The sequence below is a fragment of the Litorisediminicola beolgyonensis genome (genome assembly GCF_042679605.1).
GTDB lineage: Bacteria > Pseudomonadota > Alphaproteobacteria > Rhodobacterales > Rhodobacteraceae > Litorisediminicola > Litorisediminicola beolgyonensis.
This window is the reverse complement of record NZ_JBHTMU010000053.1, coordinates 1-21,407: the sequence shown is the minus strand read 5'-3', so window position 1 is coordinate 21,407 and position 21,407 is coordinate 1. Positions and strand designations below refer to the sequence as shown.

Below are 21,407 nucleotides of genomic sequence, written 5' to 3'. Positions count from 1 at the left end.
GGTCCCTTGGCCGAGGCCGCGCCGGAGGCGCAGCTCTGGCTCGACGGCGGCCACAACCCCGCCGCGGGCGAGGCGCTGGCCGCGCATCTCGCCGCCACCCCGCGCGAGACGCACCTGATTTGCGGGATGATGAACACCAAGGACGTGACCGGCTATCTCCGCCCGCTCGCGTCGCAGGCCGGCCGGCTGATCGCCGTGTCGATCCCGGGCGAGACCAACACCCTGCCCGCCGACGACACCGCACGCATCGCCGCGAGCGTCGGGTTTCAGGCCGAGACCGCGCCCGATGTCGCCACCGCGCTTCAACGCCTGGTCAAGACCGCCCCGAGCGCCCGGATCCTTATCTGCGGCTCGCTCTATCTCGCCGGAACGGTGCTGCGCGAGAACGGCTGACGCGCTCTCCCGAATTGACCCCGAATCACCCCCCAGCTACACAGGAGAGGTGCGATTCGCGGCGCTAGAATCAGCACGAAATAAGTTTCCACAGAAAAATGCGACAACAATGGGTAGAACGTCACACTATATGTTGACGGATCGCGAATTGTTGCACTATCGTCAATTAAACGCGGTGCAAAGGCCCAAGGGGACAGGGGCTGGCAGCGCGGGGGGACACGACTTCCGGACTTGCGCTCATCGCAGCAGCAGGTCGCGATGCGAGCAGCAGCGCAGCGCGACCGATGAGTGAGTCTTCCTTCGGCTTGGGGCTATTTTTGCCCGTCACGCCGGTCCCCCGACCTCTACCCGCCGCGGGTCAACGCGGCACAGCCCGGGAGCGGCCGGGCGATCACAACCGCGGGCGAAACCCGGATCGAGCAGCTTGAGGGGTCCTTCGGGACCCCTTTTCTTATTCCCGATCAACGCCTTGCATCGCCGCGCGGAACCGCGCGCGCCGGATGGTCGTTCCCGAAGAGACCCTCAGGACATGACGATGAAGATCACCGAGCACCGCTTCGCCCCCTCGGGCGGCATCCCGAACCATCCCGAGCTTCCGGCCCTGGTGGTCGCGGATGCGTTCGAGTATGCCTCGTCGGGCGACATCCAGGCGCGCTTCCATGCCAATCGCTGGAGCGGCACCTGGGTCTGGACGGTCTTCGACTACCACCATTTCCACCCCGACGCGCATGAGGCGCTCGGCGTCGTCTCCGGCCACGCGACGCTGCATCTGGGCGGACCGGAGGGCGAGACGGTGCTGGTCCGGGCCGGGGATCTCCTGCTTCTCCCCGCCGGGACCGGCAAAAAGCGGCAGGTGTCGAGCGAGGATTTCCAGGTGGTGGGCGCCTATCCGCCGGGCCAGGCCGATGTGACGACCCTGCGCGGCGATGACGGCGGGGACGACATCCGCGACACCATCCGTGCGGTGCCGCTGCCCGAGACCGACCCCTTGGGCGAAGACGAAGCCCTTCTCGCCCGCTGGCGCTAGGCGCCCCAGCCCTCGGACTGCATCTCGCGCAACCGGCTCGCCGTGCGCTCGAACTCGAACGCGCCCGAGCCCTCGACATAAAGATATTCCGGCTCCGCCGCGGCCGAGACGATCAGCCGGGTCTTCGCCTCGTAAAGCGCATCGATCAGCGTCACGAAGCGCTTCGCCTCGTTGAAGTTCGACCGCCCGAGCTGCGGCACGTTCTCGAGGATCAGCACCCGCACCGTCTCGGCGAGTTTGAGGTAATCCGCGGGTCCGAGCGCCTTGCCGCAAAGCTCGTAGAAGCTGGCCCGCGCCACCCCGTTCGAGAACCGCGCAAGTTCGAGGCTGCGGCCCTGCACCGTCAGGGTCAGCGTCTCCTCTCGGCCGCCCGAGAGCCGGTCCCAGACCGCCTCGATCTCGCTCCGCGCCTCGGCATTGGCGGGCGAGAAATAGCTCTCGGCGCCCGCCAGCCGGTCCTGCCGGTAATCCCGCTCGGAGGCCAGCTCGTGCACCACCATCCGCTCCTTCAGGAGCGCGATGAAGGGCAGGAAGAGCTGGCGGTTCAGCCCGTCCTTGTAGAGATCGTCCGGCACCCGGTTCGAGGTCGTCACCACCACGCAGCCCGCGTCGAAGAGCTTCTCGAAGAGCCGCCCCACGATCATCGCATCGGCGATGTCGGTGATCTGCATCTCGTCGAAGGCCAGGACCCGCACGCTGTCGGAGATACCCTTGGCCACCGGCTTGATCGGGTCCTCGGTGCCCTTCTTGCGCTCGGCGTGAACGCCCTCCTGCACCTCCTGCATGAAGGCGTGGAAATGCACCCGCCGGGCGCGCGCCTCGCAGAGCTCGACGAAGAGGTCCATGAGCATCGACTTGCCGCGCCCGACCCCGCCCCAGAGATAGAGCCCCCTGGGTGGCGGCGGCGCCTTGCGGAAGAGCCCGCCCTTGCGCGGCTGCTCCAGCGCTTCGAGGATGCGGTCGAACTCGGGCAGCGCGTCCTCCTGCGCGGCGTCGGCCTCGATCTGTCCTTCGGCGACACGGGCCGCGTAGAGATCGCTCAGCCGCTCAGACATTGGGCTCGCCCTGCAGCCCCAGGAGCTTGCGGAAGCCGGTCCAGTAGCCCGGCAGTTTCGGCGGTGCCTGCAGGCCCGCGAGCGCCTCGTCCTGCCAGCGCGGCATGTCGCTTTTGACGAAGGCACGGGCCCAGTCGAGATAGGCCTCGGCATGTTCGGGCCGGAGCCTGCAGGCCGAGCCGACGAGCCCCACCAGCGTCTCGGGCGCGGAGTACCATTCATCCTGGATGCCGGTCACACGGGTCCGCATCAGCGGCCCGACCCAGCGCATGATCGGGCTTTCCGAGAAGAGAAGCAGCAGCCGCCCCATCTCGTCGCGCGAGTAATGGATCAGCGGCGGAAAGGTGTCGAAGAACACCGACCGGCCGTCGACGATGGCGAAGTTGCGGATCGAGGGGTGAAACCCGATCCGCGTGTCGAACCGGTCGGCGGCGTTCCAGAAGGTCGCGATCACCTCGCCCGCCGCCTGCATCATCGCGAGCGTCTCGTCGCGGCTGCCGGTCTGCATCAGGGGCCGCATGAGGCTCTCGACCGGCAGCGCCTCCTGCACGATGACCGGGACCCGGGTGCCGTCGATCTCGAGCAGGTGAAACACGGTCTCGGGCAGCGGCACACCGGCCTCGCGGAGTGCGGCGCCGTAATCGTCATGGCAGCGTGCCAGCCGGTCGAGCGCGTCGCCATCGGGCAGGCCGCGATAGACCTTGATCACCCGGTCCGAGAACGGCCCCTCGGGCGGCCGGAACGGCGCGCAGAAATACCCGAGCTTCGAGATCGGCTGTCCACGGGTATCGGCATCGGCGCGGATCAGCGCGGCCAGCGCGTCGAGATCGGTATGAGACATGGGCACTCCGGACAGATAGCCCGTTCCTACCCGAGCCCCAGCCGCTTCGCCACCTCTGCCGCGAGGCTGTCGACCTCGTCCCGCGCCGGGGTCTTCTTGCCCTCCGCCGCGCCGTAGCCCTGCCCCAGCGTCTCGGCATAGACCACGCGGTTGGCGAATTGCGTCTCCGCGAGCGCCGCGTCGAGCTTTTCGGCCGAGGCCGAGACCTCGCCCGCGAGCCGCGTGTTGGGCCGCGAGCGGTTCAGAACCACGATCGTGTCGCGCTCCTCGCGCTTGGCCAGATCCAGAACGCCCTCGGTCGCCCAGAGATCGACCTGGCTCATCGAGACCGGCACCACCACCAGGTCGGCGACGCGGAGCGCGGGCCGCAGGTCGCTGTCGGCCTTGGGCGGGGTGTCGATGATCACCACGTCGCAGCGCTCCGAGAGCTTGCGGGTCTCGTAGGTGATCCCCCAGGCCGAGGAGGTCGCGAAATCGAGATCGGCGCAGAGCGTCTCGTCGGTTTCGAGCCGCGTCATGAACCAGCGCCCGAGGCTGCCCTGCGGGTCGGTGTCCACCAGCGCCACCCGGCAGCCACGGCGCAAAAAGCCGACGGCGAGGTTGGCCGCGAGCGTTGTCTTGCCCGATCCGCCCTTCTGCTGTGCGACGGTGATGATGACGCCCATGACCGGCCCTCCTGACCACGACGATTCGCTGCAGTTTGCACGTGCGGCAAGCCCTTGACCACAGGGCAAACCAAGAACTTAACCGGACCTTAACCACGATAGCGCAAGCATCGGGCAGGAGGTCTGCCTGTCCATGGGTGTGATCCGCGCTGCTGTCCTATTCTGCCTTCTCCTGACCGTGCCCGCCCCGGCGCGCGCAGGCGCGTGGCCGCAGGAGAAAGGCCACTGGTTCGCCAGCGCCGCGGTGCAGCTCATCTGGCCGAAACGGCTCGAGCACCGGGTCTCGACCGCGCCGGTCTCGCGCTACGACATGGCCTATCTCGAATACGGGCTGACCGAACGCTGGACGCTGGGCGGCGATATCGGCCGTTCGGTCTCGGGGCGCGACAAGACGGTGATCTTCCTCCGCCACCCGATCTTCCCGCGCGAGCAAGGGCCCAAGCTCGCCGCCGAGCTGGGCTTCGGCAAGATCGACGGTCTCTGGGTCCTGCGCCCCGGGGTCAGCCTCGGGATGGGCTGGTCGCGCGGCTGGCTCGCCGCCGACGCGCTGGCCGAGGTGCCCCTGGGCGGCGCGGCGCTCGACACCAAGCTCGACGTGACCTTCGGGCTGAACCTCGCCGAAGACCGCAAGCTGCTGGTGCAGCTGCAAAGCGGCAAGCACCGCCGCGACGAGGCCTTCCTCAGGATCGCGCCCTCCTATGTCCGCCCGCTGACCGACCGGATCAGCGCCGAGTTCGGCGCCACCTACGGTATTGTGGGCGATCGCGGCATGGGGCTGAAGGCCGGGGTCTGGGCCAAGTTCTGAGACCGCGCTACTTTCGCGCCCATGACCGATCCCGTCCGCCCCGCCGATCCCGAGGCGCTTGCCATCGCCCGTCGCCTCGCGGCAAGCACCGCCGCGACGAGGCCTTCCTCAGGATCGCGCCCTCCTATGTCCGCCCGCTGACCGACCGGATCAGCGCCGAGTTCGGCGCCACCTACGGTATTGTGGGCGATCGCGGCATGGGGCTGAAGGCCGGGGTCTGGGCCAAGTTCTGAGACCGCGCTACTTTCGCGCCCATGACCGATCCCGTCCGCCCCGCCGATCCCGAGGCGCTTGCCATCGCCCGTCGCCTCATTGCCGAGGCGCGCTTTGCCGCGCTCGCCGTGACCGACCCCGCAACCGGATTGCCCGCGATCAGCCGGATCGGCGTGGTGCCGGGCCCCGGCGGCCTGCCGATGGCGCTGGTCTCGGATCTCTCCCAGCACACCGCCGCGCTCACATCCGCGCCCGAGTGCGCGCTGCTCATCGGCGAGCCCGGGCCGAGCGGCGATCCGCTCACCCATCCGCGCCTGTCGCTCAACGCGCGCGCGCAATTCCACCGGCACGGCGAGCCCGGCCATGCCGAGCTCGCCGCCCATTACGTCGCCCGCCAGCCCAAGGCGAAGCTCTATATCGGCTTCGGGGATTTCTCGATCCTGACCTTCCAGCCGCGCGACGCGTTCCTGAACGGCGGCTTCGGCAAGGCCTTCACCCTGACCGCCGCCGATCTCACCGGCTAGGCGCGCTCAGTCCATCCGCACCTGAATGTTCAGATCGCCCCGCACCTTCCGCGGATAGATTACGTGCACCTGGTTCTTCGCGCCGCCCTGGTTGGTGAGCGTATAGGGCATGTACCATTCCGAGACATTGGCCTCGTTCCGGAGCCGCCCGCGATGCACCAGCGTATCGACCTCTCGCGCGTGCCCGTCGAAGGGCAGACGGCTCTCGGTCCCGATCACCCAGGTCTCGGCATGGGTGTTCTGCGAATGGCTGACCGTCAGCGGGTTCGAGCTGCCATTGTCGATCGCGTGGTAGGTGTTGTTCGAGAAGTCGATCTTCTTCATCTTCGTCAGGTCCAGCGGCGCGAAACTGTCATCGACCCGCTCCACCCGCGCGATATTGCCCGAGACAGCCCGGAACGTGTTGCCCGAGACATTCAGGCCGTTGACGAAATGCCCGGTGCCGTAGGGCTTCACCACGAGGAAGCTGAACCAGCGCGCGACATGGCTGCAGAGGAAGATGTTGCCGGTCACCGACAGGCCGGCAAAGCCGAAGCCGTCTGTGAACTCCGCCTGCGCTTCGCGCTCGTTGGTCCATTCGATGAAGGCGTTGTCGATATAGTTGTCGGCGATGGTGGTGTTGCAGGCCTTGAGCGCCAGCACGATCCCGGCGGTGCGGATCCCGGCCGAGGCCGGGTCGCCCTGGTAGAAATGGTTGCCCGAGATCAGCCCCTGCGCACCCGAGAACACCAGGAAATGCCGGAACTGCGAGGCGCGGTTGTCCTGGATCTTGATGTCCTGCCCGTTCGCGGTGATCGCCACCGAGACGCGGTTTTGCGACAGCGTCCCGCCCTCGTGGCTGATGAACTGGCAGCCCTGCACGACCATGCCCTGGCACCCGCTGCCATGGCTTGCGATGGCGCGGTGGCCGGGGCGGTTGAAGACGCAGTCGCGCACCTGCATCCCGATGCCCACCGGTGCCAGGAGAATGCCCGAGGCCTGTTCGCCGCACTGGAACTCCAGGTCGTTCAACTGGAACACGTCGAGCCGGTTGAAGCCCGAGAAATCCAGGAGGAACTTGAACCGCGTGAAGGTGAAGACCTGGGTGCCCTCGGCATCGCCGATGGGCTGGCTGAGCTCGATCTCGGCATTGGGGATGTCGACCGAGCGGACATAGATCTCGCGCCCGACGCCCGCGCCCTCGACCAGCGCGCCGACGGGCACGTTGGCGACATTGACGACATTGGTCAGCTTGAAGTTCTTGCTGGCGCTGTAGGTCGCGCGGCTGGTGACGACCCTCGGGGACCAGTCGACATTCGTCTCGGCCCGGATCTGGCCGTTGCGGATCACCCGGCGCTGCGCATAGCTCGACCGGTTCGGCACCATCGCCTGCACATCCATCGGCGCGCGCAGCGTCACCCGTCGCCCGCCCATGTCGAGGCTCTCGTGATCGGCGTTGTTCAGAAGCGACTGGATCGCCTTGGCGAGCGCCTCCTCCTCGTCGCCGAAGGCGTCGATATAGGCGGGCAGGCCGAAATTCTTGCGCAAGGACAGGATCGCGCCGCGGGGCATGGTGACGGTGCCCTCGAACTCGACGCGGCTGTCCATCGTCACCGAGTTGGCCAGCCGGTAGGTGCCCTTCGACACCAGCACCGTACGCCCGTTCGCCGCCGCGTCGGCGGCCTCGAAGGCGGCGCTGTCATCGGCCGAGCCATTGCCCACCGCGCCGAAATCGCGCACGTCGACCACGTTGACGATGTCGCGGAGGAACACGCCCGTGACATCCTCGATCTCGATATCGTCGACCCGTACGACGCCGCCCGTGGGCCCGGTCAGGTCGATGCCGAAATGGCCGTAGATCGCCTCGGTGCCCCAGACCATGTCCACGCCGCCGCGATTGCCCGCGCCGATGATCGCCGAGATCTCGACGACCTCGCCGTAGCTCGTCAGTTGCACCGACGGGCCGGTCTCGGTCAGACCGCCGACATGCCCGCCGCCGGCCTTGCCCGCCCAGCCCGCGACCCGCACCGACGGCAGGCTGCCCGCGATGGCCTTCACCCGCGCGGTCACGCGGAGGTAGCAGCCGGGCAGCAGCGGCGTCTCGCCCTTGTAGCGCAGCTTCTGGGTGGCCTCGGTCTTGAGGATCTCCAGCGCGCCGCCGAAATCCTGGTCCGCGGGCACGAAGGCCGCGGTGGCGATGTTGTGATAGGTGTCCGATCCCGGCACGCCGTCGCCGCGCGACCATTGCCCGAGGCCCGCCGCAAACGGGGTGGGCATCAGCACCAGACCGTCGGTAATCGCCTTGTTCATCGCTATCCCTTTCCTTCAGCGGGGCGCGCGAGAGAAAGGCGCGCCACCGGTTCGGATCAGCAATAGCGGTCGGGAATTACGATCGGGCTAGGGCACCGCGCGGTGCCCGCGCTCAGCCCTCTCGACAGTCAGGCCGCGACGCCCTCGGGCTTGAGGAAGCGCACGCCGCGGATGCGCCAGGCACCGCCCAGATCGACCATGTTGTAGTCGAGCCCGTGCAGCGTGCCGTCTTGATCGCGCACGAAGACCTCCTGCCAGAGCAGGCCGTCGATCTCGCGCAGGCGGCCGAAACGCACCTCGCCGGGGTTCCAGACCATCGGGTAGCCCTGCTGGACCATGACGCCGAAACGGTCGGGCGTGCCGAACATGCCCTGGATGCCCGGGGCGGCAAAGGAGAACGCGGTGCTGAGATCGCTCTCGGCAAAGGCCGCCATCTGGTTCGAGATGACGCCCTCGATCCCCTTGTCGGGGGCCAGGACCTCCTGCGCGCGCAGGGGCAGCGCGAGGGCGAGCAGGGTGATGACAGCGAGCAGGGGCAGGCGCATGGGCAGGTCTCCTCCGGTCCGTCGGGACAAGCTAGCGCGCCCCGCGATCTGCGCAAATCTACGCAGCCCACGCCCGGAAAGTTTCAGCCGCCCGGACCGGCGGCTTTGACAGCCTGGCCCAAACGCCGCAACCTATGCGGGCAGAGAGAGCCCGAGAGGAGACCACCCCATGTCAAAACCGGTGCGCATCGCGCTGCTGTCCGTCGTCGGCGCCGCCATCGGGATCGCCGTCATGGCGCTTCTCGGCATGGAGCTCGGCACCAGCTGGTGGACCATCCTGCTCGCCGCAGCCGTGGGCGGCTACGTCGGAGGACTGATCCACGCGCGCCGGAAATAGGCCGCGGGCTCAGAGCTCGCCCGCGAGCCCCTTCTCGATCAGCGCCACGGTCTCGTCGACGCCGTAAAGCGCGATGAACCCACCGAAACGCGGCCCCTGGCTTGCGCCCAGAAGCACCTCGTAGAGCGCCTTGAACCAGTCGCGCAGCGGCTCGAAGCCGTGATCCTTGCCGACCGCGAAGACGAGGCTCTGCAGCGTCTCGTCATCGGTCTCGCCCTCATGCGCGCGCAGCCGGTCGGCCAGGTCGCGCATCGCGGCAGCCTCTTTCTCGTCGGGCGCGCGGAAGACTTTCCCGGGCTTCACGAAATCGTCGTAGTAGCGGATCGCGAAACCCGCCGCCTGGTCGAGATCGGGATTGTGCTCGGGCGAGGCGTCGGGCGCGTAGCGGCGGATGAAGCCCCAGAGCGTCTCCTTGTCCTCGGCACCCGAGACCGACACCAGGTTCAGAAGCATCGCGAAGGGCACCACCATCCGGCTTTCGGGCACGTTGCCGGAATGGATGTGCCAGACCGGGTTCGCGGCCTGCGCCTTGGCGTCCTGCGTCGGGTAGGCGCGGAGCTGCTGGTGATACTCGTCCACCGCCTTGGGGATCACGTCCCAGCTCAGCCGCTTGGCGGTCTTGGGCTTGAGGAACATGTAATAGGACAGGCTCTCGGTCGAGGCATAGGTCAGCCACTCGTCGATCGACAGGCCGTTGCCCTTGGACTTCGAGATCTTCTCACCATTGGCGTCGAGGAACAGCTCGTAGGTGAAATGCTCGGGCTTGGTGCCGCCGAGGATCTCGCAGATCCGGTCGTAGATCGGCGTGTTGGTCGAGTGGTCCTTGCCATACATCTCGAAATCGACGCCAAGCGCCGCCCAGCGCGCGCCGAAATCCGGTTTCCACTGGAATTTCACGTTTCCGCCGGTCACCGGCAGCGTGAACTCGCGCCCGTCGGTATCGTCGAAGGTGATCGTCGCCTCCTTGGCGTCGACATGCTTGATCGGCACGTAGAGGACGCGGCCGGTCTCGGGGTGGATCGGCAGGAAGATCGAATAGGTCTGCTGGCGCTCCTCGCGGAGGCTCTTCAGCATCACCGCCATGATGTCGTCGTAACGCTCGCAGGCGCGGCGCAGGACGTCATCGAACTGCCCCGAGCGGTAGAACTCGGTGGCCGAGATGAACTCGTATTCGAACCCGAAGGTGTCGAGGAACCGGCGCAGCATGGCGTTGTTGTGGTGGCCGAAGCTCTCATGCGTCTCGAACGGATCGGGCACGCTGGTCAGGGGCTTCTGCAGATGTTCCTGCAGGAGATCGGGGTTCGGCACGTTCTCGGGCACCTTGCGCATGCCGTCGAGATCGTCCGAGAAACAGATCAGCCGGGTCGGAATGTCCGAGATCGCCTCGAAGGCGCGCCGGATCATCGTCGTCCGCGCGACCTCGCCGAAGGTGCCGATATGCGGCAGGCCGGACGGCCCGTAGCCCGTCTCGAAGAGCACCTCGTCCTTGCCCGCGGCGTCCGCCCGTTTGAGAAGCTTGCGCGCTTCCTCGAACGGCCAGGCCTTGGACTGCATCGCGGCATCGCGAAACTCGGACATCTGTCTCTCCTTGGTGAAACGGTCGGGCAGAACGCCCGACACGAACGACCGCTCCCTATTGCGGGGCCGTCCGAGGGTCAATATTTGTCGGGGAAGAGGCCCCAAGCGAGAGACTGCCGAGATGAACGAAACCACCCATGCCATGAGCCCGCAGGACTGTCTGGTGGCCGTCATGGTCGCCATCTCCGCCTCGGACGAGACCATCCGCACCTCGGAGCTTCTGAAGATCCAGACGGCGGTCTCCACCCTGCCCGTCTTCGAGGCCTATGACGGCGACCGCATCCGCACCGTGTCGCAGCTCGTCTTCGAGCTCTTCGACCAGGAAGACGGGCTCGATGCGCTCTTCGGCCTCGTCCGCGAGAACCTGCCCGAGCGCCTGAACGAGACCGCCTATGCGCTCGCCTGCGACGTCGCCGCCGCCGATGGCGCGCTTGCCGAGACCGAGCTGCGGCTTCTCGAAGAGATGCGCTACGAGCTGAATATCGACCGGCTGCACGCCGCCGCCATCGAACGCGGCGCCCGCGCCCGTCACCTCAGGGCCTGAGACCGCGCCACTGGCGCAAATCCGGGCTCCCCACGGACGCTCTTGTCGCGGCCCGCGCGCGGGGGTCATAACAGCGGCATGTCACACGCCTCGCCGTCGCCCGCGCCGCTCATCACGCCCGTCCTGATCGCCGGATCGGCCATCATTCTCGTGGCCTTCGCCATCCGCGCGAGCTTCGGCGTCTTCCAGATCCCCATCGCCGAAGAGTTCGGCTGGCTCCGGACCGAGTTCTCGCTCGCCATCGCGATCCAGAACCTCGCCTGGGGCATCGGCCAGCCGATCTTCGGCGCCATCGCCGAGCGCATCGGCGACCGCATCGCCATCGTCCTGGGCGCGGTGCTCTACGCGGTGGGCCTGATCCTGTCGAGCTTCGCGACCACGCCGGTCGCGCATCAGCTCTACGAGGTGCTCGTGGGCTTCGGCATCGCCGGGACCGGCTTCGGCGTCATCCTCGCGGTGATCGGCCGCGCCAGCTCGGACGAGCACCGCTCGATGGCGCTGGCCATCGCCACCGCCGCCGGGTCGGCCGGTCAGGTCTTCGGCGCGCCGGTGGCCGAGGCGCTCCTGGCGATCATGCCCTGGCAGCAGGTCTTCGTGATCTTCGCCGCCGCGATCCTCGCCACGCTCTTCGCCCTGCCCTTCCTGCGCGCCCCCACGACACAGAGCACCGGGACCGAGGAAACGCTCGGTCAGATCCTCGGCCGCGCGTTCCGCGATCCGACCTTCGGTCTGATCTTCCTGGGGTTCTTCTCCTGCGGCTACCAGCTGGGCTTCATCACCGCGCATTTCCCCGCGCTCGTCACCGAGATGTGCGCGCCGATCCTCGCGGGCGGCGTGCTTGCGGGGCTGGGCATCTCGACCACCTCGGCGCTCGGCGCGGTGGCGATCTCGCTCATCGGCGCGGCGAATATCGCGGGCACGCTTCTGGCGGGCTGGGCGGGCCATCGCTGGCCCCGGAAATACCTGCTCGCGGGCATCTACACCGCGCGCACCATCGCCGGAGCGCTTTTCATCGCGCTGCCGATCACGCCCCTGTCGGTGATCCTCTTCAGCCTCGCGATGGGCTCGCTCTGGCTGGCCACGGTGCCGCTCACCGCCGGGCTCGTCGGCCATATCTACGGGCTGCGCTACATGGGCACGCTCTACGGCATCGTCTTCTTCTCGCACCAGCTCGGCAGCTTCGTCGGCGTCTGGCTCGGCGGGCGGCTCTACGATCTGCAGGGCGATTACACGCTGGTCTGGTGGATCGGCCTCGGCGTCGGCGCGCTCTCGGCGATCCTGCATCTGCCGATCCGCGAGGCCCCGCAAAGCGCGGGCGCGCGCCTCACCCCCGCCTGAGGCTTTCGGTCAGGGCCGAGATATGGCCCGCCAGCGCCTCGGTATGGGTCGCGGGCAGAAGATGCGTGGCCTCGGGGATCACCTCCTGATGCGCGTTCCGGTTCCACTGCGCCAGAAGCCCGAGCCCCGCGAGGGGCACCGTCTCGTCCGCATCGCCCCAGACCGCGAGTACCGGAACGCCCGCCTGCGCGATCTGCCGATGCGCCTGCTCGAGCGGACGGCGCAGGCTGTGGCGCAGGCTCGACAGCACCGCCCGCAGGTAGCCGCGCTTCATCAGCTCGCCCGCCTGCCGGTCGCCCAGATCCTCGACCGACACCTCGAGCGCCTGCTGCCTTGCCAGGGACGCGCGGAACTGGCGCGGGAAGGCCATGTGAAAGAGCCAGTCGCCAAGAACCGGCACGTCCCGCGCGATCCGTGTCGCGCGGCTGACCTCAATCCCCATATCCGCGGGCGCCACCAGCATGAGCTGCCGCACCCGCCCCGGATAGGCCGCCGTGAAGCGCGAGGCGATCACGCCCCCCATCGAATAGCCGATCAGCGTCAGATCCTCGTCGAGCCCCAGCGCCGCCAGAAGCTCCGAGAGCTGCCGCGTGAACATCTCGGGCGTCTGAGCGCCCTCGGGTCGGCTGGAATAGCCGCGCCCGTAAAGATCGTAGAGCAGGACCCGGAACCCCATCCGCTCCAGATGCGGCACCAGCCCCTCCCAGACGAAGGACGGCGTCGTGAGCCCATGGACGCAGATCGCCACCGGCCCGCGCGGACGCCCGAGCCAGCGGTAATGCACGCGCCCGAGGCTCAGATCGGCGAACTCGCCCGGCGCGCTGGCGCGCACCACGTCGTCGACCGGGGTCCTGCGCGCCTCGCGGATCACCGGCCAGAGCGCGAGCCCGGCGAGAACCGCAAGCGCCCAGATCACGGCGCCGCCTGCCAATGCGGGGGCAGAAGCCCCTCGGCCACGAGACGCGCGCCCCAGTCTTCGGGTCCGGTAAAGAGATGCGTCTGCCAGCCACGCGCCGAGGCCGCGTCGATATTCTCCTGCCGGTCGTCGACGAAGAGCAGGGCCTCCGGCGCATGCCCGCAGGTCGCCTCGAGCGCGGCGTAGATCTCGGCATCGGGCTTGGCCATGCCGAGCGCGCCCGAGAGATAGCGTTTGTCGAAGCTGTCGAGAAACGGCCAAGCTCTGCGCCCGATCTCGAAGGGCGCGAGCCCGAAGTTCGACAGCGCCAGCACCGGCACGCCGGCGCGCCGCAACGCCTCGAGCGTCGTCACCGAGCCCGGGATCGCGGGCCCCGCGATCCGCCCCCAATCGTCGTGCCAGAGCTGGATTTCCTCGGCCCAGTGCGGATAGCGCGCGGCGCAGGCCGCGACCTCGCCCGCGAAATCGCCGCCCCGGTCGACCGCGTCGTTCATGGCGTGCAGATCGACCTCGGCGAACATCGCGCGCCGCCGTTCCTCGCCGATCGCCCTGTCGTAATAGCGCTCGGGCTGCCATTCGATCAGCACGTTGCCGATATCGAAGACGACCGCGCCCACGCTCATGCCAGCCGCGCCGCCGCCCGCATCTCGCGCTCGAGCGCATCGAGGAACCGCGACCGGTCCGCCTTGGAGAACGGTTTGCCGCCGCCCTGCCGGAACGGGTCCGCCGCGCGCAGGTCCGACATCAGGTCGCGCATGGCAAGCTGCTGGCCGATGGAGGCCTCCGAGAACGCCTCGCCGTCATGGCGCAGCACCCGCGCCCCCGCCTTCACGCATTTCGCGGCCAGGGGCACGTCGCCGGTCACGACCACGTCGCCCCGGCCCGCGCGCTCGGCGATCCACATATCGGCGACGTCCGGCCCGTCGGGCACCACCACCGTCTCGACCAGCGGGTTGCGCGACGGGCGCAAGCCCCCGTTCGAGACGAGCTTCATCTCCACCTTGTGCCGCGTCGCGACGCGCTCGGCCTCCTCCTTCACGGGGCAGGCGTCGGCGTCGACATAGAGCGTCACGAATAGAGCGCCTCGGCATGGAAGGTCACGTGATCCTCCATGAAGGTCGAGATGAAGAAATAGCTGTGATCGTAGCCCTTCTGCATCCGGAAGATGCCGTCCTGCCGCTTGGCCGCCATCGCCTCGGCCAAGGCCTCGGGCTTCAGGAGATCGAGGAAATTGTCGCTGTCGCCTTGGTCGATCAGCACCGGCCCCGAGAAGCCGCGCTCGGCCATCAGGAGCGCGCTGTCATGCGCCTTCCACGCCTCGGTGTCGGCCTCGCCCAGATAGGCCTTGAACTGCTTTTTGCCCCAGTCGCTCTCGGTCGGGTTGGCGATGGGCGCGAAGGCCGAGACCGACCGGAACCGGTCGGGATGGTGCATCGCGATGGTCAGCGCGCCATGCCCGCCCATCGAATGCCCGGTGATCGACTGCCGGCCCATGTCGACGGCGAAGGTGTCGCCGAGAACCCGCGGCAGCTCGTCGGTGATGTAGTCCCACATCTTGAAATGCTTGGCCCAGGGGTCCTGCGTCGCGTTGACGTAGAAGCCCGCGCCCTTGCCCAGATCATAGGCCTCGTCATCGGCCACGTCCTCGCCGCGCGGCGAGGTGTCGGGAAAGACGATGGCAATCCCGTGCTCGGCGCACCAGGACTGCGCGCCCGCCTTGGTCATCGCGTTCTCATGGGTGCAGGTCAGCCCCGAGAGGTACCACAGAAGCGGCACCGGGCCGTCCTCGGCCTCTTCGGGCAGGAACAGTCCAAAGGTCATGTCGCAGCCGCAGGCGTCCGAGGCATGGGTATAGACCCCCTGGGTGCCGCCGAACGAACGGTTCTCGGAAACGGTCTTCATGGCACTTCTCCGGTAATTTTCTTGCTCGAATGGCTATCGCAGCCCATGCCGTCCGGCAACCCCGGCCAAAGGTCGCGTCAGCCGGAGACCAGCGCGATCACCGCCGACACGGTCAGGATCGACGCCGCGGTCGACACCAGGATCGCCGCCGAGACCCGCTGCGGCGCGATGCCGTAATGCTGGGCGAGGATAAAGACGTTCCCCGCCACCGGCAGCGCCGCGGCCGAGACCGCGACCGAGGCGGCGAAGGGCTCCGCCGGGAAGAGCCAGAACACCCCGACCGCGACCAGCGCCGGGTGCAGCGCCAGCTTGCAGCACGACAGCCACACCGCGATGCTGAGCCGCTCGGCGCTTTTCGACGCGAGCGAGGCGCCGATGGCGAAGAGCGCGCCGGGCGTCGCGGCATTGCCGAGAATGGTCAGGAACTCGTTGGCCACGCCCGGGATCGGCACCGCCGCCGCCGAGACCGCGAGCCCCAGAACGATCGACACGATCATCGGGTTCTTCAACAGCCCCACCCCGACCGTGCGCAGGACCCCGAGCGACATCCGCCCGTCGCGCGAGCCGGTCACCAGGATCACCAGGAGCGAGGAGAAGACGATCAGGTCCACCGCGAGCACGAGGATGATCGGCCCGACCGCCGCCTGGCCTAGAAGCAGCGCCAGCATCGGCACACCCAGGAACCCGGTATTGCCGATCGACGCGCATTGCGCCTCGATCGCGGCCACCTCGACCGATTGCCGCCGCCAGAACCCCACCGCCATGGCGATCCCGTAGACCGCCGCGGTGCCCCAGAGATAGCCGCCCGCAAGCCTCGGGTCGAAGATCTCGGCGAAGGAGAGGTTGGCCGAGAACCGAAACAGCATCGCCGAGAGCGCGAAGTAGAAGACGAACTTCGTCAGGTAGGCGGTCGCCTCCTCGGTGAAGAACCGGGTGCGTCCGGCGCCGTAGCCGAGCCCGATCAGGCCGAAGAACGGCAGCGTCTTGAGGAAGATGTCCCACATGTCCCTGCTCTTAGCGCCCCGGGCCGCACCGTCAATCCGGTCCCGTCACTCCGGCCCCGGGGCAGGATGGAGAGAACAGATCGCCTCGAACGGCTTCTTGCGCTTTGCGGCCGCGGGCACGGTGGCGTCAGCGGCGGGGTAGCCCACCGGGCAGATCATCACCGGCTTCTCGCGCTCAGGCCGGCCCAAAAGGTCGTTCAGGAACCGCATCGGGTTCGGCGTGTGCGGCAGCGTCACCAGCCCCGCCTGGTGGATCGCCGCGATCAGGAAGCCGCAGGCGATGCCCACGCTCTCGGGCACGTAGTAATTCTTCCAGCGCTCCCCGCCCGGCCCCTCGCCCCAGCGCTCGGCGAAAACCACGATCAGCCAGGGGGCCGTGGTCAGATGCGGCTTCTCCACGCCTGTGCCCAGGGGTTCCAGCGCCGCCAGCCACGGATCGCCCGCGCCGCCGCCGTAGAACGCCCGCTCCTCTTCCTCGACCCCCTCGCGGATCGCCCGCTTGAGACCCGGATCGCCGATGCAGGCGAAATGCCAGGGCTGCCGGTTCGCGCCCGAGGGCGCGCCCGCCGCCGTCGCCACCGCCGCGCGGATCACCGCCTCGGGCACCGGATCGGGGGCGAAGGCGCGCACCGAATGCCGCCGCGCCATCGACAGGCGGAACGCCTCGGCCTGCGCCACCGCCACCTCGGGCGGCACCTGCACCCGGTCCGGAAGCGGCAGCGCCACATATCCCTCACTCGCCATCCCGCCCTCCCTTCGGGTCAAAAGCACCCCGCCCCTGGCTTCTTCTTTTTCCAAATACGCAACAAGACGCCCGCCGCCCCGCGCCACCGCCCGGGCAGAAGCGCCCCTACCCCGCGCCGATCAGCGCGCCTGCGGCAAAGACCAGCGCGCCGCCCAGCACCACCTGGAAGGCCGCGCGCAGGAACGGCGTCTCCATGAAGCGGTTCTGGATCCAGGCGATGGCCCAGAGCTCGAGGAACACCACCACCATCGCGGTGATCGTCGCAGTCCAGAAATGCGGGATGAGATAGGGCAGCGCGTGCCCGAGCCCGCCCACCGTGGTCATCACCCCCGAGGCGATGCCGCGCTTGACGGGCGAGCCGCGTCCCGAGAGCTGCCCGTCATCGGACGCGGCCTCGGTGAAGCCCATCGAGATGCCCGCGCCGACGCTCGCCGCGAGACCGACGAGGAACGTGGTCCAGGTGTCCTGCGTCGCGAAGGCGGTGGCGAAGATCGGCGCCAGCGTCGAGACCGAGCCGTCCATCAGCCCCGCAAGCCCCGGCTGCACCCAGGTCAGCACAAACTGCCGCCGCTCGGTATCGGCCTCCGAGGCGCGCTCGGCGGTTCCCAGATGTTCCTCTTCGAGGTGATCGGCGGTGTCGCGATGGCCCGACTCGGCCGCGGCGAGATCGCCCAGGAGCTTGCGGGTCGCGGCATCGGTGCTGCGCTTGGCCGCCTCGAGATAGAAGCGCTCGGCATCGCGCTCCATCAGCGCCGCCTCCTCGCGGATTCGCTCGAGCCCGAGGTTCTCGACCAGCCAGACCGGGCGCCGCCCGTAGAACCCGGCCACATGCTCGCGCCGGATCAGCGGAATCACCTCGCCGAAGCGCTGCCGGTGCAGGTCGATCAAGCCCTTGCGATGGGTGTCCTCCTCGGCCGCCATGCCGTCGAACACCTTGGCGGTATCGGGAAAATCCGCGCGCAGCCGCTCGGCATACATCCGGTAGATGCGGGCATCGTCCTCTTCGGACGAGATTGCCAAGCCGAGAATCTCCTGCTCGGACAAATCTCGGAATTGCTTTCGTTGTGTGACGAACTTCACAGCCGCCTCCTTTTGCTGCCGCTAAGGTAAGGACAGTTGCCGGAGCTGCAACACTCGAACACAACCACAATTTTGAACCGATCAGTTCATTTTGACTTGCGAAAGCAAACTGAACCGTTTAGTTTGGAATCAATAACACTGACAGGAGAAGCCCATGTCCCGCCTCATCGCTCTCACCGCTCTGATCCTCTCTCTCTCCGCTCCCGCCTTCGCCCAGATGGCCAATCCGGTGCCGGCCGATCTGTGGTTCCCCGAAACCCCCGAGCCAGTCGTCACCCGCGATCTGATCCAGACCGGCCAGTAAGCCCCGAACTTGCGCCCCATTGCCGGAACTGAACTGGCCGGTCTATAGTTTGTCTCCCGGATTAGGAGGCGACATGCCAGAAGACGGCCAGCAGGTCCGCAGGGGGCGCAAGTTCGACCAGGTCATCGAAGGCGCGCGCGAGATCTTCCTCCGCGACGGCTTCGAAGGCGCCAGCGTCGACGATATCGCCCGGGCCGCCGGGGTCTCCAAGGCGACGCTCTACAACTACTTCCCCGACAAGCGCCTTCTCTTCATGGAGGTCGGCCGCAGCTCCTGCGAAGAGCAGGCCAATGCCGCCATCGCCAGCATCGACCGCGCGCTGCCGCCGCGCGAGGTCCTGACCCGCGCCGGTCAGGCCTTCCTGTCGATCATCTTCTCCCAGCTCAATCTCCAGACCTTCCGCGTCTGCGTCGGCGAGGCCGAGCGCTTCCCCGAGCTGGCCGAGCAGTTCTACTGCATGGGCCCGATGGTGATGCGCTGCGCGATGTCGCAATATTTCCGCGAGGCCATCGACCGCGGCGAGCTTGCCATCGACGACCTGACCCTAGCCGCCGACCAGTTCGGCGAGCTCTGCAAGGCGCATTACTGGCCCGAGATGCTGTTCGGCCTGCGCAAGGAGGTCAGCGAAGAAGAGCGCAGCCGCGTCGTCGACGAGGCCGTGCGCACCTTCCTGGCCCGCTACGGCACCGAAAACGACGCCTGACCCTCAGTCGATCCGCCGCACCAGAAGCTGGTTCCCGGTCGACCGCTTGGTCTCGAACACCTTCAGATCCGACACGAGGTCCGACAGCTTGCGCTTCCCGTAGCTGCGGGTGTCGAAATCCGGGTTGGCCGAGGTCAGGAACTGCCCGAGCTGGCCGAGCGTGTACCACTCGTCCTCCTGCTCGATGGAATCCATCGCCTTGAAGATCAGGTTCCGCGCCTCTTCCAGATTGCCGCTCGGCGCCGTGGGGCTCTTGCCGCGCCCGGTCCCCGTCCCGGTCGGCGCGCCGTCGATGTTTTCAAGGAAGATGAAGCGCTTGCAGGCCTTGCGGAACGCGTCCGGCGTCTTCTGCATGCCCATCCCGTAGACATCGAGCCCCTGCTCGCGCAGCCGCGAGGCCAGCCGGGTGAAGTCGCTGTCCGAGGAGACCAGCACGAACCCGTCGAACCGGCCCGAATGCATCAGGTCCATCGCGTCGATCACCAGCGCGATGTCGCTGGCGTTCTTGCCCACGGTGTTGGCCGGCTGGTGGGTCGGCACCAGGCCGAACTCCGCCGTGACCTTCGACCATCCGGCCATCTGCTGGGACGAGAAGTCGCCGTAGCAGCGCCGGACGCTCGCCTCGCCGAGGCTGGCGATCTCGTTGAAGAGCGCCTTGGCGTATTTCGGCGAGGTGTTGTCGGCGTCGATCAGGACGGCCAGCAGCTTGGTTTCATCGGGCAAGTCGGATCTCCTCGGGATCGAGATCGGCACAGGTCGCACGGCCCTCGAGCAGCGCCCCCACCGCCTCGGTGAATGGCTCGCCCCGGCCCTGAAGCACCAGGATGCCGCTGTCAATCGGAGCATGGATCACGGGCGCCAGCACCTCGCGTCCGCAAAGCTCCAGCGCCGCGACCTCGCCGACATGCGCCGCGGTCTGCCGCGCCAGCCAGTCCCGCCCCTCCTCGTCGAGCATGATGATGACATCGCCAAGCCCGGTGAGGCTCCACTCCGCGACCTGATCGGTCCCGAAGCCGAAATCCGCACCGCCCATCGTCAGCCGCCAGAGCGGCAGGCTCAGCGCCAGAGCCGCGCTCGCAAGGCAAAGACAGGGCAGGAGAAACCGGAGCATGTCGCCAGACTAGACCAGCGATTTCCACATGACGAGCGCATCGACCGGACCCGCCTCGGGATGCCGGAACGCGCCGGGCAGACGGCCCACCACCGCGAAGCCCGCGCGCTCCCAGGTGGCGATGGCGCGGGCGTTGGTGGCGACGACGAAATTGTACTGCATCGCGGTGAAGCCCCGCGCCCGCGCCGTCTCGAGCGAATGGGTCAGAAGCTCCCGCGCCACCCCGCGCCCCGCGGCCTCGGGCGCGGTGCAGTAGCCCGCGTTGCAGATGTGATCCGCGTGCCCGCCCGGCGGGTTGTTCGGCCTCAGATAGGAGGTGCCGACCACGCGGCCGTCGATCTCGGCCACGAAATTTTCCGCATGTGCGGGCCGCCAATAGGCAAAGGCCCCCTCGCGTCCGCCCTGGGGCGGCGCGGTGAAGACCGCACCGCTCTCGATCGCGGGGCGCAGCACCCGCCAGATCGCGTCGTCATCGGCGGGGGTCGCGGGCCGGATGATCATGTCTCGCCCTCGGTTTCGATATGGATGACCTTGCCGCAATGCTTGCAATGCACCGCGTCGGGGTCGTGCAGGCTCAGCCCGCAGCGCTTGCAGGTCTCGCGCACCTTGCGCGGCCGGAAGAGCACCTGCGCCAGCCGCAAAAACAGCGTGACGCCGAAGAACATCACCACGACCGAGATCAGCCGCCCGACCGTGCCCTCAAGCGTGATGTCCCCGAACCCGGTCGTCGTCAGCGCCGTCACGGTGAAATAGAGCGCGTCGGCGTAATTGTTGATCTGGTCGTTGATCCGGAACTGCGTCGCGTAGACCAGCCCCGTCATCACGAAGATGAAGACCGCGAGGTTGAGCGTCGCGAGGATCTCGTCATGCCGCGCCCGGAGTGCCGGGATGTCCCGCCCGATCCGCTCCAGAAGCTGGTAGCTGCGCAGGAGCCGCAGCGTGCGCAGCACCCGCACGAAGCCCAGGCCCTGCCCGGTCAGCGGCGCAAGGAAGGCCACGATCGAGGCCGCGTCGATCAGCGTGCCGAGGCTGAAGATAAAGCGCCAGCGCCGCTCCGCGATCCAGAGCCGCGCCAGGAACTCCGCGAGGATGCCGAGGCCGAAGATCACGTCGGCCACGATGATCGCCGGGGTCGTGGCGACGAAGGAGGTGGCGATGACGAAGGCGATGGTCACGAGGTCGAAGCCCAGAAGCGCGTAGCGGAACCGGTGCGCGGCCTCGCTGTCGCCCTCGTAAAGCTCCTTGATCCGCTCGCGCACGCCCGTCTCTCCGATCCGTTCCCCTGTCATAGACGCAAAACCGGCCGGGGCCACCCCCGGCCGGTTCGCTGGATGTCGGAAGGCAGCGCCCGTGGGCGCCGCCTCTGCCTCAGAACTCGACGACGGCGCGGATGGACTTACCTTCGTGCATCAGGTCGAAGCCGTGGTTGATCTCGTCGAGGCTCAGGGTGTGGGTGATCATCGGGTCGATCTCGATCTTGCCCTGCAT

At 67.9% G+C, this 21,407-nt stretch carries 26 protein-coding genes and 1 pseudogene; 9 read left to right on the top strand and 18 right to left on the bottom strand.

The annotated features are described in order from the left end of the window. Positions 1-393, top strand: a 393-nt coding sequence (locus tag ACFQ4E_RS18935) for a glutamate ligase domain-containing protein (protein ID WP_386806099.1), incomplete at its 5' end; no start/stop codon positions are given. Between the two features lie 529 nt (positions 394-922). Next, complete coding sequence (locus ACFQ4E_RS18930) at positions 923-1,420, top strand: cupin (protein WP_386806098.1); 498 nt, start codon at positions 923-925, stop codon at positions 1,418-1,420. Here ACFQ4E_RS18930 and zapE read toward each other — a convergent pair. From zapE to parA, 3 genes are read right to left on the bottom strand one after another with little or no spacing between them, the layout of a single operon-like run. After that, positions 1,417-2,475 carry a cell division protein ZapE gene (gene zapE, locus ACFQ4E_RS18925; protein ID WP_386806097.1) on the bottom strand — a complete coding sequence of 353 codons (1,059 nt, stop codon included), beginning with the start codon at positions 2,473-2,475 and terminating at the stop codon, positions 1,417-1,419. The genes ACFQ4E_RS18930 and zapE overlap by 4 nt on opposite strands. Beyond that, positions 2,468-3,316: a DUF6206 family protein gene (locus ACFQ4E_RS18920; protein WP_386806096.1), complete on the bottom strand. Its 849-nt coding sequence runs from the start codon at positions 3,314-3,316 to the stop codon at positions 2,468-2,470. The genes zapE and ACFQ4E_RS18920 overlap by 8 nt, the downstream gene beginning before the upstream one ends. A gap of 26 nt (positions 3,317-3,342) precedes the next feature. Beyond that, entirely contained in the window at positions 3,343-3,981 is a 639-nt protein-coding gene (gene parA / locus ACFQ4E_RS18915) for a ParA family partition ATPase (RefSeq protein WP_386806095.1), read from the bottom strand. 133 nt (positions 3,982-4,114) lie between these two features. Here parA and ACFQ4E_RS18910 point away from each other — a divergent pair, with 133 nt between their 5' ends. Beyond that, the gene (locus ACFQ4E_RS18910; protein ID WP_386806094.1) at positions 4,115-4,786 is read left to right on the top strand and encodes a hypothetical protein; all 672 of its coding nucleotides are present in this window, start codon (positions 4,115-4,117) and stop codon (positions 4,784-4,786) included. Between the two features lie 254 nt (positions 4,787-5,040). Further along, positions 5,041-5,523 carry a pyridoxamine 5'-phosphate oxidase family protein gene (locus ACFQ4E_RS18905; protein WP_386806093.1) on the top strand — a complete coding sequence of 161 codons (483 nt, stop codon included), beginning with the start codon at positions 5,041-5,043 and terminating at the stop codon, positions 5,521-5,523. A 6-nt stretch (positions 5,524-5,529) separates the two neighbouring features. Here ACFQ4E_RS18905 and ACFQ4E_RS18900 read toward each other — a convergent pair whose 3' ends face one another. Next, entirely contained in the window at positions 5,530-7,812 is a 2,283-nt protein-coding gene (locus ACFQ4E_RS18900; RefSeq protein ID WP_386806092.1) for a glycosyl hydrolase family 28-related protein, read from the bottom strand. 128 nt (positions 7,813-7,940) lie between these two features. Beyond that, complete coding sequence (locus ACFQ4E_RS18895) at positions 7,941-8,357, bottom strand: DUF4864 domain-containing protein (protein ID WP_386806091.1); 417 nt, start codon at positions 8,355-8,357, stop codon at positions 7,941-7,943. A 169-nt stretch (positions 8,358-8,526) separates the two neighbouring features. On the opposite strand from ACFQ4E_RS18895, the gene ACFQ4E_RS18890 reads away from it, so the two are divergent. Next, positions 8,527-8,694, top strand: a complete 168-nt coding sequence (locus tag ACFQ4E_RS18890; RefSeq protein ID WP_386806090.1) for a hypothetical protein — start codon at positions 8,527-8,529, stop codon at positions 8,692-8,694. Positions 8,695-8,703: 9 nt separating this feature from the next. Here the strand turns inward: ACFQ4E_RS18890 and ACFQ4E_RS18885 are convergent, their stop codons facing one another. Continuing rightward, entirely contained in the window at positions 8,704-10,272 is a 1,569-nt protein-coding gene (locus ACFQ4E_RS18885; RefSeq protein WP_386806089.1) for a lysine--tRNA ligase, read from the bottom strand. A 121-nt stretch (positions 10,273-10,393) separates the two neighbouring features. On the opposite strand from ACFQ4E_RS18885, the gene ACFQ4E_RS18880 reads away from it, so the two are divergent. Next, positions 10,394-10,816: a tellurite resistance TerB family protein gene (locus ACFQ4E_RS18880; protein ID WP_386806088.1), complete on the top strand. Its 423-nt coding sequence runs from the start codon at positions 10,394-10,396 to the stop codon at positions 10,814-10,816. A gap of 78 nt (positions 10,817-10,894) precedes the next feature. Then, entirely contained in the window at positions 10,895-12,154 is a 1,260-nt protein-coding gene (locus ACFQ4E_RS18875) for an MFS transporter (RefSeq protein ID WP_386806087.1), read from the top strand. On the opposite strand, the gene ACFQ4E_RS18870 is transcribed toward ACFQ4E_RS18875, so the two are convergent. The 7 genes from ACFQ4E_RS18870 to mbfA form a co-directional block, all read right to left on the bottom strand. Beyond that, entirely contained in the window at positions 12,141-13,070 is a 930-nt protein-coding gene (locus ACFQ4E_RS18870) for an alpha/beta fold hydrolase (protein ID WP_386806086.1), read from the bottom strand. The genes ACFQ4E_RS18875 and ACFQ4E_RS18870 overlap by 14 nt on opposite strands. Next, the gene (locus ACFQ4E_RS18865; RefSeq protein WP_386806085.1) at positions 13,067-13,693 is read right to left on the bottom strand and encodes an HAD family hydrolase; all 627 of its coding nucleotides are present in this window, start codon (positions 13,691-13,693) and stop codon (positions 13,067-13,069) included. The genes ACFQ4E_RS18870 and ACFQ4E_RS18865 overlap by 4 nt, the downstream gene beginning before the upstream one ends. After that, positions 13,690-14,142: a YaiI/YqxD family protein gene (locus ACFQ4E_RS18860; protein ID WP_386806084.1), complete on the bottom strand. Its 453-nt coding sequence runs from the start codon at positions 14,140-14,142 to the stop codon at positions 13,690-13,692. The genes ACFQ4E_RS18865 and ACFQ4E_RS18860 overlap by 4 nt, the downstream gene beginning before the upstream one ends. Continuing rightward, on the bottom strand, positions 14,139-14,972 hold the full coding sequence (fghA, locus tag ACFQ4E_RS18855; protein WP_386806083.1) for an S-formylglutathione hydrolase: 834 nt from the start codon (positions 14,970-14,972) through the stop codon (positions 14,139-14,141). The genes ACFQ4E_RS18860 and fghA overlap by 4 nt, the downstream gene beginning before the upstream one ends. Positions 14,973-15,049: 77 nt before the next feature. After that, the gene (locus tag ACFQ4E_RS18850; protein ID WP_386806082.1) at positions 15,050-15,976 is read right to left on the bottom strand and encodes an AEC family transporter; all 927 of its coding nucleotides are present in this window, start codon (positions 15,974-15,976) and stop codon (positions 15,050-15,052) included. Between the two features lie 45 nt (positions 15,977-16,021). Then, positions 16,022-16,720, bottom strand: a complete 699-nt coding sequence (locus ACFQ4E_RS18845; protein ID WP_386806081.1) for a nitroreductase family protein — start codon at positions 16,718-16,720, stop codon at positions 16,022-16,024. A 106-nt stretch (positions 16,721-16,826) separates the two neighbouring features. Then, a complete protein-coding gene (gene mbfA, locus ACFQ4E_RS18840) occupies positions 16,827-17,801 on the bottom strand; it encodes an iron exporter MbfA (RefSeq protein WP_386806080.1) in 975 nt (324 codons plus the stop codon). A gap of 154 nt (positions 17,802-17,955) precedes the next feature. Between mbfA and ACFQ4E_RS18835 the strand changes: the two genes are divergently transcribed. Both ACFQ4E_RS18835 and ACFQ4E_RS18830 read left to right on the top strand, forming a co-directional pair. Continuing rightward, positions 17,956-18,105, top strand: coding sequence for a hypothetical protein (locus tag ACFQ4E_RS18835; protein ID WP_386806079.1), 150 nt, complete (start codon positions 17,956-17,958; stop codon positions 18,103-18,105). A 73-nt stretch (positions 18,106-18,178) separates the two neighbouring features. Beyond that, positions 18,179-18,808: a TetR/AcrR family transcriptional regulator gene (locus ACFQ4E_RS18830; protein ID WP_386806078.1), complete on the top strand. Its 630-nt coding sequence runs from the start codon at positions 18,179-18,181 to the stop codon at positions 18,806-18,808. Positions 18,809-18,811: 3 nt separating this feature from the next. Here the strand turns inward: ACFQ4E_RS18830 and ACFQ4E_RS18825 are convergent, their stop codons facing one another. From ACFQ4E_RS18825 to ACFQ4E_RS18805, 5 genes and pseudogenes are all read right to left on the bottom strand, one after another. After that, positions 18,812-19,531, bottom strand: a complete 720-nt coding sequence (locus tag ACFQ4E_RS18825) for an NYN domain-containing protein (protein WP_386806077.1) — start codon at positions 19,529-19,531, stop codon at positions 18,812-18,814. Further along, positions 19,521-19,919, bottom strand: coding sequence for a hypothetical protein (locus tag ACFQ4E_RS18820; RefSeq protein ID WP_386806076.1), 399 nt, complete (start codon positions 19,917-19,919; stop codon positions 19,521-19,523). Before ACFQ4E_RS18820 ends, ACFQ4E_RS18825 begins: the two co-directional genes overlap by 11 nt. A 9-nt stretch (positions 19,920-19,928) precedes the next feature. Continuing rightward, positions 19,929-20,420, bottom strand: coding sequence for a GNAT family N-acetyltransferase (locus ACFQ4E_RS18815; RefSeq protein ID WP_386806075.1), 492 nt, complete (start codon positions 20,418-20,420; stop codon positions 19,929-19,931). Next, positions 20,417-21,208, bottom strand: coding sequence for a potassium channel family protein (locus ACFQ4E_RS18810; protein ID WP_386806074.1), 792 nt, complete (start codon positions 21,206-21,208; stop codon positions 20,417-20,419). The genes ACFQ4E_RS18815 and ACFQ4E_RS18810 overlap by 4 nt, the downstream gene beginning before the upstream one ends. Before the next feature lie 79 nt (positions 21,209-21,287). Beyond that, a pseudogene (locus ACFQ4E_RS18805) lies at positions 21,288-21,407 on the bottom strand (S-(hydroxymethyl)glutathione dehydrogenase); the annotation flags it as partial.